The 14,764-nt window shown below is 70.7% G+C and carries 12 protein-coding genes; 4 read left to right on the top strand and 8 right to left on the bottom strand.

Translation table 11 applies throughout. The features are described 5' to 3' along the window. Nucleotides 1-58: 58 nt before the first annotated feature. The 8 genes from QPK29_RS05940 to QPK29_RS05905 all read right to left on the bottom strand — a co-directional run bounded on the left by QPK29_RS05940 (nt 59) and on the right by QPK29_RS05905 (nt 7,851). Nucleotides 59-2,020 carry a CocE/NonD family hydrolase gene (locus tag QPK29_RS05940; protein WP_371771450.1) on the bottom strand — a complete coding sequence of 654 codons (1,962 nt, stop codon included), beginning with the start codon at nt 2,018-2,020 and terminating at the stop codon, nt 59-61. Then, complete coding sequence (locus QPK29_RS05935) at nt 2,017-3,873, bottom strand: hypothetical protein (RefSeq protein ID WP_371771451.1); 1,857 nt, start codon at nt 3,871-3,873, stop codon at nt 2,017-2,019. The genes QPK29_RS05940 and QPK29_RS05935 overlap by 4 nt, the downstream gene beginning before the upstream one ends. A gap of 9 nt (nt 3,874-3,882) precedes the next feature. Continuing rightward, nucleotides 3,883-4,803, bottom strand: coding sequence for an ABC transporter ATP-binding protein (locus QPK29_RS05930; RefSeq protein WP_056133347.1), 921 nt, complete (start codon nt 4,801-4,803; stop codon nt 3,883-3,885). Beyond that, nucleotides 4,800-5,210: a GntR family transcriptional regulator gene (locus QPK29_RS05925; RefSeq protein WP_056133343.1), complete on the bottom strand. Its 411-nt coding sequence runs from the start codon at nt 5,208-5,210 to the stop codon at nt 4,800-4,802. Before QPK29_RS05925 ends, QPK29_RS05930 begins: the two co-directional genes overlap by 4 nt. 76 nt (nt 5,211-5,286) lie before the next feature. Beyond that, nucleotides 5,287-6,324, bottom strand: coding sequence for a HupE/UreJ family protein (locus tag QPK29_RS05920; protein ID WP_371771452.1), 1,038 nt, complete (start codon nt 6,322-6,324; stop codon nt 5,287-5,289). After that, entirely contained in the window at nt 6,321-6,596 is a 276-nt protein-coding gene (locus tag QPK29_RS05915; RefSeq protein WP_371771453.1) for a hypothetical protein, read from the bottom strand. Before QPK29_RS05915 ends, QPK29_RS05920 begins: the two co-directional genes overlap by 4 nt. A 78-nt stretch (nt 6,597-6,674) precedes the next feature. Beyond that, nucleotides 6,675-7,472, bottom strand: a complete 798-nt coding sequence (locus QPK29_RS05910; RefSeq protein WP_371771454.1) for a DUF2145 domain-containing protein — start codon at nt 7,470-7,472, stop codon at nt 6,675-6,677. Next, a complete protein-coding gene (locus QPK29_RS05905; RefSeq protein ID WP_371771455.1) occupies nt 7,456-7,851 on the bottom strand; it encodes a hypothetical protein in 396 nt (131 codons plus the stop codon). The genes QPK29_RS05910 and QPK29_RS05905 overlap by 17 nt, the downstream gene beginning before the upstream one ends. A 241-nt stretch (nt 7,852-8,092) precedes the next feature. On the opposite strand from QPK29_RS05905, the gene paoA reads away from it, so the two are divergent. Genes paoA through QPK29_RS05885 form a run of 4 tightly spaced genes read left to right on the top strand, consistent with a single transcriptional unit; the run spans nt 8,093 to nt 14,734 of the window. Continuing rightward, nucleotides 8,093-8,752: an aldehyde dehydrogenase iron-sulfur subunit PaoA gene (gene paoA, locus QPK29_RS05900; RefSeq protein WP_371771456.1), complete on the top strand. Its 660-nt coding sequence runs from the start codon at nt 8,093-8,095 to the stop codon at nt 8,750-8,752. Next, nucleotides 8,749-9,702, top strand: a complete 954-nt coding sequence (locus QPK29_RS05895; RefSeq protein ID WP_371771457.1) for an FAD binding domain-containing protein — start codon at nt 8,749-8,751, stop codon at nt 9,700-9,702. Before paoA ends, QPK29_RS05895 begins: the two co-directional genes overlap by 4 nt. A 10-nt stretch (nt 9,703-9,712) precedes the next feature. Next, nucleotides 9,713-11,917, top strand: a complete 2,205-nt coding sequence (gene paoC / locus QPK29_RS05890; RefSeq protein ID WP_371771458.1) for an aldehyde oxidoreductase molybdenum-binding subunit PaoC — start codon at nt 9,713-9,715, stop codon at nt 11,915-11,917. A gap of 33 nt (nt 11,918-11,950) precedes the next feature. Continuing rightward, the gene (locus QPK29_RS05885) at nt 11,951-14,734 is read left to right on the top strand and encodes a PAS domain-containing protein (protein WP_371771459.1); all 2,784 of its coding nucleotides are present in this window, start codon (nt 11,951-11,953) and stop codon (nt 14,732-14,734) included. Nucleotides 14,735-14,764: the final 30 nt, after the last annotated feature.

Below are 14,764 nucleotides of genomic sequence, written 5' to 3'. Positions count from 1 at the left end.
AACTGATGGAAATGACGGTATTGATACGGCATGTTGCACAAAAGCGTGCGTGCCGGACTCAGTGCGCCGGCAGGACGAGCAGCTGCAGGCCCGACGGCGTCTGCGCCGCGTGGTAGACGCGCTGCGTGGCCGCCTTGAAGTCTTCCGGCTTCGCCTTCGGGATCGTGACGAACGTCTGCGGGTTCAGGTCGACGAGCGGGAACCAGGAACTCTGGACCTGCACCATGATGCGGTGGCCGCGGCGGAACGTGTGGTTGACGTCGCCCAGGTGGTAACTGATCGCCTCGACCTTGCCGGGCACGAACGGTTCCGGATGCTCGTAGCCGTTGCGGAACTTGCCGCGCAGCGGATTCGCGCGCACGAGCTGCTGGTAACCGGCCAGCGTGCCGCGCGGCGGCGCCACGTCGTTGGCGTTCCCACGCGGCGGCTGTTCGCCAGCCGGATACTCGGCCGGGTACACGTCGATGAGCTTCACGACCCAGTCCGAGTCCGTGCCGGTGGTCGACACGAACAGCTTCGGCGTGACGGGCCCCGCGACCGTGACGTCCTCGTCGAGCACCTCGGTCTGGTACACGAGGACGTCCGGGCGCGTGGCGGCGAAGCGCTGGTCCGACACCATGTATTCCTGCGGCACCGACGTGGCCGGGTAGCCGATGTACGGCACGGGCTTGTTCGGGTCGGACACGTATTCGTCGAACCCCGCGCCCGCGGCGGGCTGCTGCCACGCCAGCGTGCCGTTCGGACCGAAGTACAGGGTGCGCGCCTTCGCCTGCACGGGCGGCCAGGCGGCATAGCGGCGCCACACGTTGGAGCCGGTCTCGAACGCCGTCACTTCCGCGATGGGCTGCGCCGGCTTGACGCCCTTGAGCTGCTGTTCGAAGAACGGGAACTGGATGTGCTGGCGGAAGTACTCGCCCGTCTTGCTGTCGAACGAGACCCGGCCCAGCTGCTTGCCGTCGTAGCGTGCCCACCCGCCGTGCACCCACGGGCCCATCACGAGGCCGTTGAAGATGGCCGGGTTGTTCTTCCTGATGGCGTGGTAGGTCGTGAACGGGCCTTGCGGATCCTCGGCGTCGAACCAGCCGCCCACCGTCAGCACGGCCGCCTTCACGTTTTTCAAATGCGGGGCGATGGCGCGCGTCTGCCAGAAGCTGTCGTAGGTGTCGTGCTCGATCGTCGGCGCGAGCAATGCGCGCTGGTTGTCCGTCAGCGTGCCGAGGATGTTCGTCAAGGTGCGGTGCTTCAGGAAGAAGTCGTACGAGTCGGCGGCGCCGTAGTCGAAGTCGGCCCACGTCTTCGGCAGCGGCGTCGGGTTCTGCTGCTCGGTGAACGACGCGTAGAAGCCGAAGTTCGCGGCCAGCATGAAGGCGCCGCCGTGATAGGAGTCGTCGCCCATGTACAGGTCCGTCACGGGCGCCTGCGGGGACGCGGCCTTGATCGCGGGGTGCGAATCGATGATGCTCGCGGACGTGTAGAAGCCCGGATAGCTGATGCCGTAGATGCCGGCCTTGCCGTTGTTGTTCGGGACGTGCTTCAGCAGCCATTCCATCGTGTCGTACATGTCCTGGCTTTCCTGGCCTTCGCCGGCGGCCCGCCGCGGGTTCACGTGCGGCGTCATCTCCTGCCACCTGCCCTCGGACATGTAGCGGCCCCGCACATCCTGCTTGACGAAGATGTAGCCCGCGTCCTCGAATTCCTTCGACGGTCCGATCTGCTTCGGGAACCAGTCCTCGCCGTAGTGCAGCTCGCCCTCGGCCCGCACGCCCGCGCTGTACGGCGTGCGGTTGATGAGGAACGGGTAAGTCTTCGATGCATCCTTGGGCACGTAGACGACGGTGAACAGCTTCGTCCCGTCCCGCATCGGGATGCGGTATTCGTACTTGGTGTACGTTTCGCGCAGGTCGCGCGGGGCGGGCTTCGCGTCGTCGGCCGCGTGGGCGGCCGGGGGCAGGGCGGAACACGCGAGGGCCGCCAGCAGGGTAAGCAGGGGCAGGCGTGCGGGCAGGGAGCGACGGGTCATGACTTCCTTGGCAGGTCGATAAAACCGCCAGTATAGATGGCGCCCTGGCCGGCCGTCACGGCCTGCCGCCGCGGCTGCAGGATCATCAGCGACAGCAGCGCCGGTACGCCGAGCAGCAGGCACGCCACGCACCACGCGATGCGGGTCGTGCGGCCGAGGCCCGCGCGCCGGGTCCACCACGCCGCACCCGCGCCGGCGAGGAGCGCGGCGACGAGCGCGGCGGCCCACACGATGGCCGGACGCGGCTGCAGCAGGGGCGCGAACCGGCCCACGCCGTAGTCCGGGACGGTGCCGTTGTCGATCAGCAGGTCGGGCAGCGTCACGAGCGCGTGCAGCGCGGGCGACACCCACCAACCGCGGTGCTCGAACAGCGGCGGAAGGTCGTGCGCCAGCGTGCGCCGGCTGACTTCCTGCACGCGGCCCGTCTTGTCGACGAGGTAGGTCACCTGGTCCGACGCGGGCGAACCGTCGAACTGGCGCCGGCCGTACACGAAGCTCACGAGCATGCCGTCGGGGACCTGCGCGGCTTCCGCGAGCGCGAGGTCGCCATACGGGAGCGGCAGGCGCACGTCGGTCGCGGAGACGAGTGCCGCGGTCGCCGGGGCGAGGATCGCGACGCGGCGGTTGGTGAGGACGAGCATGCGCTGCCCGAGCACGGCGACGCCGCCCACCTGCTCCTGGCCATCCACGCGCAGGACGTGGCGCATGCGCATGCCCGGTTGCTCGACCCGGTACAGGTTGTGGGCGTCGTACATCCACTGGAGACCCTGCCGGTCGCCGAGGGCGTTCGGCACCGTGTCGAAGCGTTCGGGCGTGCCCGGGCCGCCCGCGCCGAAGGTGCCCTGGTCCGTGCGGTCGCGCGGATTGATGCCGCGGTACTGCATGCGGTCGTGGCTGAACGTCCATAGGGTGTCGCCCTTGACGAACCGTACCTGGCCCTGTGTCGTCAGGATGCCGCGCACGCCGTATTGGCGAATGGCGTTCGGGACGCGGACCATCGCGCCCGCGTCCAGCGCGGCCCGCCACCCGGCCGCGCGGGGATCCGCGCTGCCCGCCAGCGCGGCCCGCATCCGCGTCACCGGGTCCGAACGGAACGCCGCCGTCGGGCCGCCCGCCGGCGTCGGCGTCATGACCTGCGGATGCGTGCCGGTGGCCACCAGGCCCGCCTGGTACAGCATCGAGCCCGCCCACAACACGGCGACGTACAGGCACGCCTGCAGCGGCAGGGCGGAGGCGGCGGTGGCGACGGTGTCGTCCGCCGTGCTGCGGCCCGGGCGGAATACCGTGTAGAGGAGCCCCAGCAGGATGGCGGCGCTGCCCGCCGTCAGTCCCAGGACCGTCGAGGCGGTGGCCAGGCGGATCGTCAGCACGGTGGGCAGCGCGAAGACCACGAACGCCCAGCGGCTGCGGTGCAGCGTGATGTAGCCGCCGGCCAGCCACCCGGTCAATGCGGACAGCGCGAGGTAGGCGGCGCCCGCGTAGTGGCGCGCGTCGACGACGCTGCGGGTGTAATGCGCCTGGATGCGCAGCGCCGCGCACAGGGGCAGCGCGACGGCCACGGCGCTCAGCACGGCCGCGGCCAGCACCAGGGCCGCCAGGATGCGGGCGCGGTGGACGGGCCGGTGCTGCAGCCAGATCCAGCGGCTCGGCTGGCGGTAGCTGCCGAACTGGTAGACCGCGAGGGCGTGGCCGGACAGCACGTAGAAGCCCAGCATGATGATGTGCAGGCCGACCGGCCCGTTGGGGACGTCAAGCATCTGCTGCAATACGGCCAGGGCGATGAAATTCGCGAGCGCGTACGCTGCGGCGCCGTTCCGGAAACGGCGCAGTTCGGCGAGGAAGAATTCGAGCATGGGGTCTCCTTACGCGGCAAGCAGGTTGGCCACGGGCCGGGCGTGACCGTGGGCGAGGAAGGCGTTCACGGCGCGGTCCAGGCCCAGCGGCATCGCCTGGACCGAGTGCGCGCCCAGCAGCTTGAGGCGCGCGCCGAAGCTGTCGTCCTGGTCGAACACGACGACGTGGGTCAGGTCGTCGATGACCTGCACCTGCAGCACGCCGGGCAGCTGGCGGACTTCGGGCACCTTGGCGGGAAACGCCGCGATCCACAGCCGGATGCGCTCGCAGAAGTCGTCCGGGCCGCTCATGTAGCGCATGCGCCCGCGCTCGAGGATCACGAGGTTGTCGGCGACGCGTTCGATCTCGTCCATCTGGTGCGAGCAATAGACGACGGTGGCGCCGGCGTCGTCCAGGGTGCCCTGCAGCATGGCGTCGAGGAAGGCGCGCTTGGCGACGACGTCGAGGCCCAGCGTGGGTTCGTCGAGGATCAGCAGCTCGGGGCCCTGCGCCAGCGCCATGGCGAGGTTCAGTCCCGCGCGTTCGCCGCGCGACAGCTCGCCGATGCGCTGGCCGGGTTCGACGTTGAAATGGCCCAGCACGTCGTCGTAGCGCGCGTCGTTCCAGCGCGGGTACTGGCGGCGCTGCATGTCCGTGAGGTCCCGCACGCGCATCCACGCCGGCAGCGTGTGCTCTTCGTTGACGAAGCCGATGCGTTCGCGCAGCGCGGGCGTCAGGCGGCGGCAGTCGTGGCCGAGGATGCGCGCGCGGCCGCTGGCGGCGGGCTCGAAGCCGAGCAGCACGCGGAACAGCGACGATTTGCCGGCGCCGTTGGCGCCCACGAAGGCGTGAATGCCGCCGCGCGGCAGGCGCAAGGTCAGGTGGTCGAGGGCGGGCTTGCGCTTGTAGACGAGGCACAGGTCCTCGGTATCGATGGCGTAATCGCTCATGCGGTTTTTTTCGTCTCGTAGTTGGAAAGGTCGGCCGCCACGCGGTCGAGGATGGTCTGCTGCGGATAATCGAGGCCGATCACGTCGCTGACGAAGCGGTCGACCGCCTCGGCCAGGCGGCGTTCGCGTTCTTCGTCCGACAGGCGCTGGCGCTGCTCGGCCACGAACAATCCGAGTCCCGTGCGGGACAACAGCCAGCCTTCCGCCGTCAGTTCGGCATAGGCCTTTGCCACCGTGTTCGGGTTGATCGACAGCTGCTGCGCCAGGCCGCGCACGCTGGGCAGCGCGTCGCCCGGCAGCAGGTCGCCGCCTGCGATCTGGCGCTTGATACCGTCGGTGATCTGGCGGGTGATGGGGCGCGGATCGCCGGTCACGATCTGCAGCATCAAAAGGGCACGTCGGGTCATGGTGAATTCACTGTACTAGTACGGATAGTACAGTAGCACCGGTGTTGCGCCGTCGTCAAGCGTCGTGGACCTGGCGTCAGCGCTTGGCGGGCAGCCACGCCGTGCGGCGCCGCACCAGCAGCCCCGCGGCCACCGCCACGGCGAGCGTGGCGGCCAACAGTGCCGCCTGGGCGAGCGCGCACCCGGCGGCGAACGCGAGGATGGCGGCGGCCAGCTGCCAGCCGTCCAGGTCCAGCGCGCCCACGGTCCCGGCGGCGGCCAGGCCGTACAGCAGGCCGCAGCCGGTGGCGTACCACGTCTCGCGTCCCGCGAACACGGGACGCACGGCGTGCACGGCCGCCAGCACGAGGGCGCCCGCGGCCAGTGCGTCGAGGATGTCGGCGGGCACCCGGAACCAGCCGGGCGCGCCCGCCAGCAGGGCGAGCGTCTGCCCGAGTGCGAACGCGGTGCCGACGCGCGCCAGCAGGGACGGCGAGCGCACGGCCGCCGGCACGGCCAGCACGAGCAGGAGCAGCAGGTAGCGTCCGCCGTCCGCCGCGTGGCGCACGCCCAGCCTGCAGGAGGCCAGCCAGCCGCGCCAGGCGCCATCGCGACCCCGGTCGACGGCGACGCGGCCGCGCGGCGCATCCAGCAGCGCGATCGTGGCCGGGTGGCTGGCCAGCACGCCGCCGTGCCAGTCGCTGCGGATGGCGAGGCGGGTCGGATGGCCGGGCAGTTCGCGCGCGATGGTGTCGTAGCCGAGTACGAAGCTGCGCGGGCTGGCGCCGGCGGGCGGCACGAGGACCGCGTGCGCGACGAGGACCTGCGGGTCCGCATCGACGGCGACGCGCATGTCCGCGAGTTCCACCCACCAGTGGCGGCCGTCGGCGCTGACGGGATCGATGTGCGCGCCCAGGTAGCGCGCGAGTACCGCATGCAGGCGGCCCCGCACGGGGAGCGGCGAGGCCGGCAGCGGCCGCCCCAGCGCCAGCGCGAGATCGCGCAGCGGCAGGCGCAGTTCGGCCAGCACGGCGTCGTCGCGGAATTCGAGCAGCACTTCCGAGCCGGATGCCGCGGCGCTGCCGGACCAGGCCAGCGCAAGCCAGGCGAGGACGAGGCGCAGGACGAGGCTCACGGCGTGTGCGCGGCCCTGGGCGCGGGCGGATGGAGCACCGGCGCGGTGGCGACGCGCACGAGCGGCGCCCGCACCGGGACGACGTCGCCGCCGGCGCGTGCGGCGAGCAGCATGGGGACCGCCAGCGCGAGGCTGGCGGCGAGCTGTTTGTAGGGCAGGGCGGGCAGGTGCATGGTCTCGTGTCGTTTCCTGCGCCGGAGTATGGACGCGCTGGCCGTCAAGGTGCTGACGGTTTGTGTAAATCCTTGCAAAGATGCGCCGGTCCGCGCCATCCCCGCTCATGGGTCGAACGAGGCAAGGATAGCAGCCGGAATGTGTCGCAAAATTCAAGAATTGTCACACCGGCGTATTTATTCGACGACGAGCACGCGTGCCTGTGGATCGCGCTCCCGCACGAAATTCACGACGGCGTTCGTCGTCACGGTGTCGATCTGCCCGGCCATGCGCCGGTCGAACGGGTGGTCGTCGAACGCCACGTTGGCGCGCAACATGCGGGCGCCCAGGCGCGTCACGGCCGGGATGTCCACCGTCGGCACGCGGTAGCCCTGGGCCTTCAGCCACGCTTGCGCCTCGGCGCGCGTCTCGACGGCGCCCGCCGGCGCGCTGGCGGCGGCCAGCGTCTCCAGCACCCACTGGTTCGAATTCTGGTAGCGGGTCGAGTACACGTAGGACAGCATGTTGTAGCGCGGTTCGTGCAGGCGCCGCGCCGTGCGGCCCGCGGCGAGTGCCGCCACGCGCGCCTGCGCGTCCGGGCCGGGGATCACGACCTGGGCCCGGTAGCGGTACAGGTCCGTCAGGAAGAAATTGCCGACGCCTTCCACGAACAGGTCCGAGTCCGCCGTCCCGCAGGCATTCAGCTCATGGACGACGGTCCAGCGGCCCGCCGCATGGTCGCGCACGGCGATGCCCATGTGCGAGTACTCCACCCCGTATTTGCTGAGGTCCTGGCCGGCGCGGGCGATGATCGCGACGCTGGCGCCGCTCGCGTCGAGGGCGGCGAACGTGCGTTGGGCGAGTTCCAGCGACCGGCGCACTTCGTCCACGCTCAGGGGCTCGTCGCGGCAGGCCTGGCCCGCATGCGCCGGCGGCGCCGTCGTCAACATCAGCGCGCAGGCCAGCCCGGCCAGGCGGTCAGGACGCGCGCGCATGGTGCAGCAACGCCTGGCCGACTTCGTTCGGGATGAACGCGATCACCTTGCCGGACAGGACCAGCGCATGGCCGGCCGCCATGGCGACCACCTGCAGCACGGTCCCGGCGCCGATCGACAGGCCGCGCGCCGCCGCGCCGGACAGCCGGACGGTGGCGCGGCTGGCCTGGCCCGCGCCCTCCAGCACGACCTCGATGCCGTCGCCCACGGTTTCGACGCTCGCCACGACGGCGCTGCCGGTGACGCCCACGACGGCGATCGAGCCGAGTGCGACGCTGCCCGCGAGTTCGCTGGCGGCATGCGACGGCGCCGACGCATCGGCGGCATGGGCACTTGCACAGGCCAGGCCAAACAGGGTTGCAAGCAACAGGCGCTTCATGATTCCTCCTTGTTTTTGAACGTGGCGCCATCTTGCCCGTCGTTCCGGGCCGGGCCAAGGCCATGTCGCGGCGGGTGCACGGTGTGCGCCGTACGGTATCGGAATGTGCTACCGGCCGGCGGTGACGGGTTGGAAATGCCGAATCTACGCATGGACGCGCGTATCGTGCACGGGTACTCGGGCGATCGGATTTAATATGCGCAATCTGACGACGATGCCGTACACAGGAGGGAGCGTACTCATGATCGACTCGAGCGACATCAACCAGACGCGGCGCGACCTGCTGATCGGCGGCGCGCTGTCCGCCACGGCCGCGGCATTGCCGCCCATGGCGTCCGCCCAGGGACCGGAGACAGGCCAGGCGCCCGCCGCCGCCACGCCGGCGCCAGTCACGGCCAGGGTGGCGTTGCGCGTAAATGGCCAGCGCTACGAGCTGGACCTCGACACGCGCACCACCTTGCTCGACATGCTGCGCGAGCACCTGCGCCTGACGGGCACCAAGAAGGGCTGCGACCAGGGCCAGTGCGGCGCCTGCACGGTCATCGTGGACGGCCGCCGGATCAATTCCTGCCTCAGCCTCGCCGTGATGCACGAGGGCGCGGACGTCACGACCATCGAAGGCCTCGGGACGCCCGAGAAGCTGCATCCGCTGCAGGCCGCATTCGTGAAGCACGACGGCTACCAGTGCGGCTACTGCACGCCGGGGCAGATCTGCTCCGCCGTCGCCGCGCTGGACGAGATCCGGCGCGGCGTCCCGAGCCACGCCAGCGCCGACCTGGACGCGCAACCGCTGCTGTCGGCGGCCGAGCTGCGCGAACGCATGAGCGGCAACATCTGCCGCTGCGGCGCGTACTCGAACATCATCGAGGCGATCACGGAATATGCGGGGAGGCCGGCATGAAGGCGTTCACCTACCAGCGCGCCCGCACTCCGGCGGAAGCGGCGGCCGCCGCCGCGCAGCATCCGGGCGCGCGCTTCATCGCGGGCGGGACCAACCTGCTGGACCTGATGAAACTGGAGATCGAGACGCCGCCGCACCTCGTCGATGTCAACGGCCTGGGCCTCGACGGGATAGCGCCGGCGCAGGACGGCGGCCTGCGCGTGGGCGCCTTGGTGCGCAACACGGACCTCGCGGCCGATGCGCGCGTGCGGCGCGACTACGCGGTGCTGTCGCGCGCCTTGCTCGCGGGCGCGTCGGCGCAGTTGCGCAACAAGGCGACGACGGCGGGCAACCTGCTGCAGCGCACCCGCTGTCCGTACTTCTACGACACGAACATGGCCTGCAACAAGCGCAAGCCGGGCAGCGGCTGCTCGGCCATCGGCGGTTTTACGCGCCAGCTGGCGATCGTCGGCCATAGCGAGGCGTGCATCGCGACGCACCCGAGCGACATGGCCGTCGCCATGCAACTGCTGGACGTGGGCGTGGAAACGGTGCGCCCGGACGGCTCGGCGCGCACCATCCCCATCGCGGATTTCTACCGCCTGCCGGGCGGCACGCCGCACATCGAGAACACCCTCGCGCCGGGCGAGTTGATCACGGCGGTGACCTTGCCGAAGCCGCTGGGCGGCAGGCACTATTACCACAAGGTGCGCGACCGCTCGTCGTATGCGTTCGCGCTGGTGTCCGTCGCCGCGGTCGTGCAGCCGGACGGCAGCGGGCGCGTGGCGCTGGGCGGCGTCGCGCACCGGCCCTGGCGCGTACCGGCGGCGGAAGCGGCCATGCCGCGCGGCGCGCAGGCCGTGACGGACGGACTGCTGGCCGGCGTGCGCGTCACGAGCGACAACGCGTTCAAGGTCCCGCTGGTCCAGCGCACGCTGGCGTCCGTGCTGGCCGATGCACGGCAGGCATGAGGAGGCACCCATGAAATTCACGACACCCGCCACCACGAATCCCATCGACCGCCTGCAGGTCATCGGCAAGCCGACCGACCGCATCGACGGTCCGTTCAAGACGACGGGCACGGCACCGTACGCGTACGAACAGCACAAGGTGGCGCCGAACGCCGCGTATGGCTGGGTCGTCGGCGCCGGCATCGCCAAGGGCACCATCAGGCGCATCGACACGCGTGCCGCGCGGGCGGCGCCAGGCGTGCTCGCGGTGATCACGCACGAGAACGCGGGCAAGCTCGTCAAGGGCAAGTACAACACGGCGCACCTGCTGGGCGGGCCGGAGATCCAGCACTACCACCAGGCCGTGGCGCTCATCGTCGCGGAGACGTTCGAACAGGCGCGCGCCGCCGCGGCGCTGCTGCACGTGGAATACGCGCCGGTCAACGGCGTCTACGACCTGGAAGCGGCGATGAACGCCGCCGGGCCGGCCAGCAAGGACAAGGCGAAATCGACGACGAAGGTCGGCAACTTCGAAGCTGCTTTCGCATCCGCGCCCGTGAAACTGGACGCGACGTACAAGACGCCGGACCAGACGCACGCGATGATGGAACCGCACGCGTCGACGGCCGTGTGGCAGGGCGACACGCTGACCCTGTACACCGCGAACCAGATGATCAACTGGGGCAAGAAGGACATGGCGCGGACGCTCGGCATCCCCGAGGAAAACGTGCGCCTCGTGTCGCCCTACATCGGCGGCGGCTTCGGCGGCAAGCTGTTCCTCCGGTCGGAAGCGCTGCTGGCCACGCTGGGCGCGAAGGCCGTCGGCCGGCCCGTGAAGGTCACGTTGCAGCGCGCCCTCATGATGAACAACACGACGCACCGGCCGGCGACGATCCAGCACATCCGCATCGGCGCCACGCGCGAAGGCCGCATCACGGCGATCGCGCACGAGAGCTGGTCGGGCGACCTGCCGGACGGCGGACCGGAGACCGCGGTGAACCAGACCCGGTTGCTGTACGCCGGCCCGAACCGCTTCACGCAGATGCGTCTCGCCGTGCTCGACCTCGCGGAAGGCAATGCGATGCGCGCGCCGGGCGAGGCGCCGGGCATGATGGCGCTGGAAATCGCGATGGACGAGCTGGCGGAAAAGCTGCAGATGGACCCCGTCACGCTGCGCGTCGTGAACGACACGACGGTCGATCCGGAAAAGCCGGGCCGCAGATTCTCGCAGCGGCGCTTCGTCGACACGCTGCGCCTCGGCGCGGGACGCTTCGGGTGGAACCGGCGCAATCCGAAACCGGGCCAGGTACGCGACGGCCGCTGGCTCGTGGGCTACGGCATGGCGGCCGCGTTCCGCAACAACCTCGTGATGAAGTCGGCGGCGCGCGTGCGCCTGGAGCGCGACGGCACCGTCACCGTCGAAACGGACATGACCGACATCGGCACCGGCACCTATACCATCGTCGGCCAGACGGCGGCCGAGATGCTGGGCGTGCCGCTGTCGCGCGTGACGGTGCGGCTGGGCGATTCGGCATATCCCGTGTCGGCCGGCTCCGGCGGCCAGTGGGGCGGCAACAGCTCCACGGCCGGGGTGTACGCCGCCTGTGTCAAGCTGCGCGAGAACGTGGCGAAGAAGCTGGGCCTCGACCCCGCGCAGGCCGATTTCAGCGGCGGCATGGTGCGCGCCGGCGGCAAGGCGCTGCCGCTGGAGCAGGCATCGCGCGAGGCGGACGTGATCGGCGAGGACACCATGGAATACGGTGACCTCGACAAGACGTACCAGCAGTCGACGTTCGGCGCCCACTTCGTCGAGGTCGCGGTCGACGCGGCGACGGCGGAAGTGCGCGTGCGGCGCATGCTGGCCGTGTGCGCGGCCGGGCGCATCCTGAATCCGAAATCCGCGCGCAGCCAGGTGATCGGCGCGATGACGATGGGCGTGGGTGCCGCGCTGATGGAAGACCTCGTCGTCGACAAGCGCGCCGGCTTCTTCGTCAACCACGACCTGGCCGGCTACGAAGTGCCGGTGCACGCCGACATCCCGCACCAGGAGGTCATCTTCCTCGACGAGACGGATCCGGTCTCGTCGCCGATGAAGGCGAAGGGCGTGGGCGAGCTGGGGATCTGCGGCGTGGCGGCGGCGGTGGCGAACGCCATCTACAACGCGACCGGCGTGCGGGTGCGCGACTATCCCGTCACGCTCGACAAGCTGCTGCCCGGGATGCCCCGCTATGCGTGACTCCGGTAGAATGGCGCTTTTGGCCACGACATCATGAACGATTCTGCCGGCGGGGTGTCCGCACCGGGCGTCGAACGCATCCTGCGCGCGCGGGACTGGACGGCATCCCCACTGGGGGCGCCGGCGACGTGGCCGCCGGCGCTCGCGTACGCGGCCCGGTTCTTCCTCGACGCCACGCTGCCCGCGTTCATCGGCTGGGGCGACGCGCCTGGCCTGCTCTACAACGACGCGGCCGTGCCGCTGCTCGGCGCGTACCATCCCGCCCTGCTGGGCGGCAGCCTCGCCGACTGGCCCGAAGCCTGGAGCGAACTGCGGCGGCACGTGGCGCGCGCGCTGGCGGGCGAATCGTTCCGCGTCGGCCAGCCCGCGTGCCCGCTCGGTGGACACGACGATGCGCCGGCGTGGCTCGAACTCGCGTTCGCGCCGCTGCGCGACCTGGACGGCACGGTGCGCGGCTTCACGTGCATCGTGTCCGGCACCGGCGCGCTGCGGCCCGTCGACGCGGAATTCCGCGCCATCTGCGACGCGATGCCGCACATGGTGTGGTCCACGCTGCCGGACGGCTATCACGACTTCTACAACCAGCGCTGGTACGAGTTCACCGGCATGCGCGAAGGCGACACGGACGGCGAGCGCTGGAACGCGATGTTCCACGCGGACGACCGGGAGCGCGCGTGGGAAGCCTGGCGCCACTCGCTGGAGACCGGGACGACGTACGAGATCGAATACCGCCTGCGGCACCGCAGCGGCGAATACCGCTGGGTGCTGGGCCGCGCCCAGCCCGTGCGCGACGCGCAGGGACGCATCGCGCGCTGGATGGGCACCTGCACCGACATCCATCAGCAGAAGCGCAACGAGGAAGCCCTGCAGGATGCGCGCATGCGCCTGTCGGCGGCGCTGGTGGCGGCCGACATCGGCACCTGGACGTACGACCTCGCGCACGACCGCGTGTACGCAGACCGCAACCTGGCCGGCATCTACGGCGTGGACGATGCGGCGGCGGCGGGCGGTCCGCTGTCCGCCTACCTGGCGGCCGTGCACCCGGACGACGTGGCGCACACGCGGCGCTGCATCGAGGACGCCCTGGCGACCGGCGACGGCTTCGAATGCACGTACCGTGTGCGGCGTGCGGACGGCACCTGGCGCGACGTGCTCGCGCGCGGCAAGGTCACGCTCGATGCCGCCGGCCGGCCCGCCTGGCTGCCGGGCGTCGTGCTCGACATCAGCGGGCAGAAACGCGCCGAGGAAGCGCTGCGCGCGAGCGAGATGCGCTTCGCGCGCCTGGCCGAATCGAACGTGGTGGGCATCGTGCGCTACCGCATGGACGGTACCCTGATCGACGCCAACCAGGCCTTCCTCGATATGCTGGGCTACACGCGCGAGGAGTTCGAGCGCGACGGCCTCGAGTCGCGCATGCTCACGCCGCCGGAATGGGCCGACGCCACGGCGCGCGCGATGGAAGAGCTGCGCACGACCGGGCGCATGGAAAACCTCGTCAAGGAATACTTGCGCAAGGACGGCAGCCGGGTGAGCGTGCAGATGGGCTCCGTCACGATGGATCATCCGGCGACGGAAGGCGTGGCCGTGATGGTCGACGTCACGCCGATCCAGGACGCGCAGCGCGCCCTTCGCGAGGCCGACCGGCGCAAGGACGAGTTCCTCGCGATGCTGGCGCACGAGCTGCGCAATCCGCTCGCGCCGATCACGGCGGCCGCCGACTTCCTCAAGGTCGGCCGGCTGGACGAGGACCGCGTGCGCCAGGTGACGACGATCATCGGCCGCCAGGCGCGCCACATGACAGGGTTGATCGACGACCTGCTCGACGTCTCGCGCGTCACGCGCGGGCTGATCACGCTGGACCGCGCGCCCGTGCCGTTGGCGGGTGTCATCGGCGAGGCCGTGGAACAGGTGCGGCCGCAGGTCAGGGCGAAGTCGCACCATCTCGAATTGCACCTGCCGTCGGACGACGCGCAGGTGGAAGGCGACCGCAAGCGCCTCGTGCAGGTCTTCGCCAACATCCTCGGCAACGCGGCCAAGTACACGCCGGACGGCGGGCGCATCGACGTGCACGTGCGGCTCGACGGCGCCAGCGTCGCCGTCGACGTGTGCGACAACGGCATCGGCATGGCGCCGGAGCTGGCGGCGCGCGCGTTCGACCTGTTCTCGCAGGCCGAGCGCAGCGCGGACCGGTCGCAGGGCGGCCTCGGGATCGGCCTCGCGCTCGTGAAGAGCCTCGTGGAGCTGCACGACGGGACCGTGGCCGCGCACAGCGACGGGCCGGGGCGGGGCAGCCGCTTCACCGTCGTGCTGCCGCGCCTGGCCAGCGACACCGACGACGCGTTCGCCGAGCCGGTGGCGACGGGCGCCGCCGCCCCGGCCGAGGCGCTGGAAGTGCTGATCGTCGACGACAACGTGGACGCGGCGCAGATCCTCGCCATGTACATCGAGGCCGTGGGCCACCGCGCGACCGTGTGGCACAGCCCCGGCAAGGCGCTCGCGTACGCGGCCGAGCGGCACCCGGACGTGTGCGTGCTCGACATCGGCCTGCCCGAATTCGACGGCCACGAGCTGGCGCGCCGCCTGCGCGCGCTGCCCGGCATGGCGGACGTGCCGCTGGTCGCCGTCAGCGGCTACGGCCAGGCGCGCGACCGCGAGCGGGCGCTGGCGGCCGGCTTCGACCGCCATTTCGTCAAGCCCGTGATGGCGGCGGACATTCTCGATGTGCTGGACGGCGTGGCGGCCCGGCGCGAGCAGCTACGCCACGTCGCTCCCGCGCAGGCGGGAGCCCATGCTGAAGTGCCGAAGCCAACCCGTTGAGAGACTGCGGAATTGTCGACGTAGCGAAGT

Source organism: Massilia orientalis (assembly GCF_030411975.2).
Lineage (GTDB): Bacteria > Pseudomonadota > Gammaproteobacteria > Burkholderiales > Burkholderiaceae_D > Telluria > Telluria orientalis.
Note: the sequence above shows the minus strand (reverse complement) of the source record. Positions and strands in the feature narration are given on the sequence as shown.

What these genes read in the sequence shown, in the direction of transcription:
- QPK29_RS05935 (WP_371771451.1), bottom strand. Translation starts at nt 3,873, where the DNA reads ATGCTCGAATTCTTCCTCGCCGAACTGCGCCGTTTCCGGAACGGCGCC.
- QPK29_RS05915 (WP_371771453.1), bottom strand. Translation starts at nt 6,596, where the DNA reads ATGGCGCGGACCGGCGCATCTTTGCAAGGATTTACACAAACCGTCAGC.
- QPK29_RS05905 (WP_371771455.1), bottom strand. Translation starts at nt 7,851, where the DNA reads ATGAAGCGCCTGTTGCTTGCAACCCTGTTTGGCCTGGCCTGTGCAAGT.
- QPK29_RS05895 (WP_371771457.1), top strand. Translation starts at nt 8,749, where the DNA reads ATGAAGGCGTTCACCTACCAGCGCGCCCGCACTCCGGCGGAAGCGGCG.
- paoA (WP_371771456.1), top strand. Translation starts at nt 8,093, where the DNA reads ATGATCGACTCGAGCGACATCAACCAGACGCGGCGCGACCTGCTGATC.
- paoC (WP_371771458.1), top strand. Translation starts at nt 9,713, where the DNA reads ATGAAATTCACGACACCCGCCACCACGAATCCCATCGACCGCCTGCAG.
- QPK29_RS05885 (WP_371771459.1), top strand. Translation starts at nt 11,951, where the DNA reads ATGAACGATTCTGCCGGCGGGGTGTCCGCACCGGGCGTCGAACGCATC.
- QPK29_RS05930 (WP_056133347.1), bottom strand. Translation starts at nt 4,803, where the DNA reads ATGAGCGATTACGCCATCGATACCGAGGACCTGTGCCTCGTCTACAAG.
- QPK29_RS05925 (WP_056133343.1), bottom strand. Translation starts at nt 5,210, where the DNA reads ATGACCCGACGTGCCCTTTTGATGCTGCAGATCGTGACCGGCGATCCG.
- QPK29_RS05910 (WP_371771454.1), bottom strand. Translation starts at nt 7,472, where the DNA reads ATGCGCGCGCGTCCTGACCGCCTGGCCGGGCTGGCCTGCGCGCTGATG.
- QPK29_RS05940 (WP_371771450.1), bottom strand. Translation starts at nt 2,020, where the DNA reads ATGACCCGTCGCTCCCTGCCCGCACGCCTGCCCCTGCTTACCCTGCTG.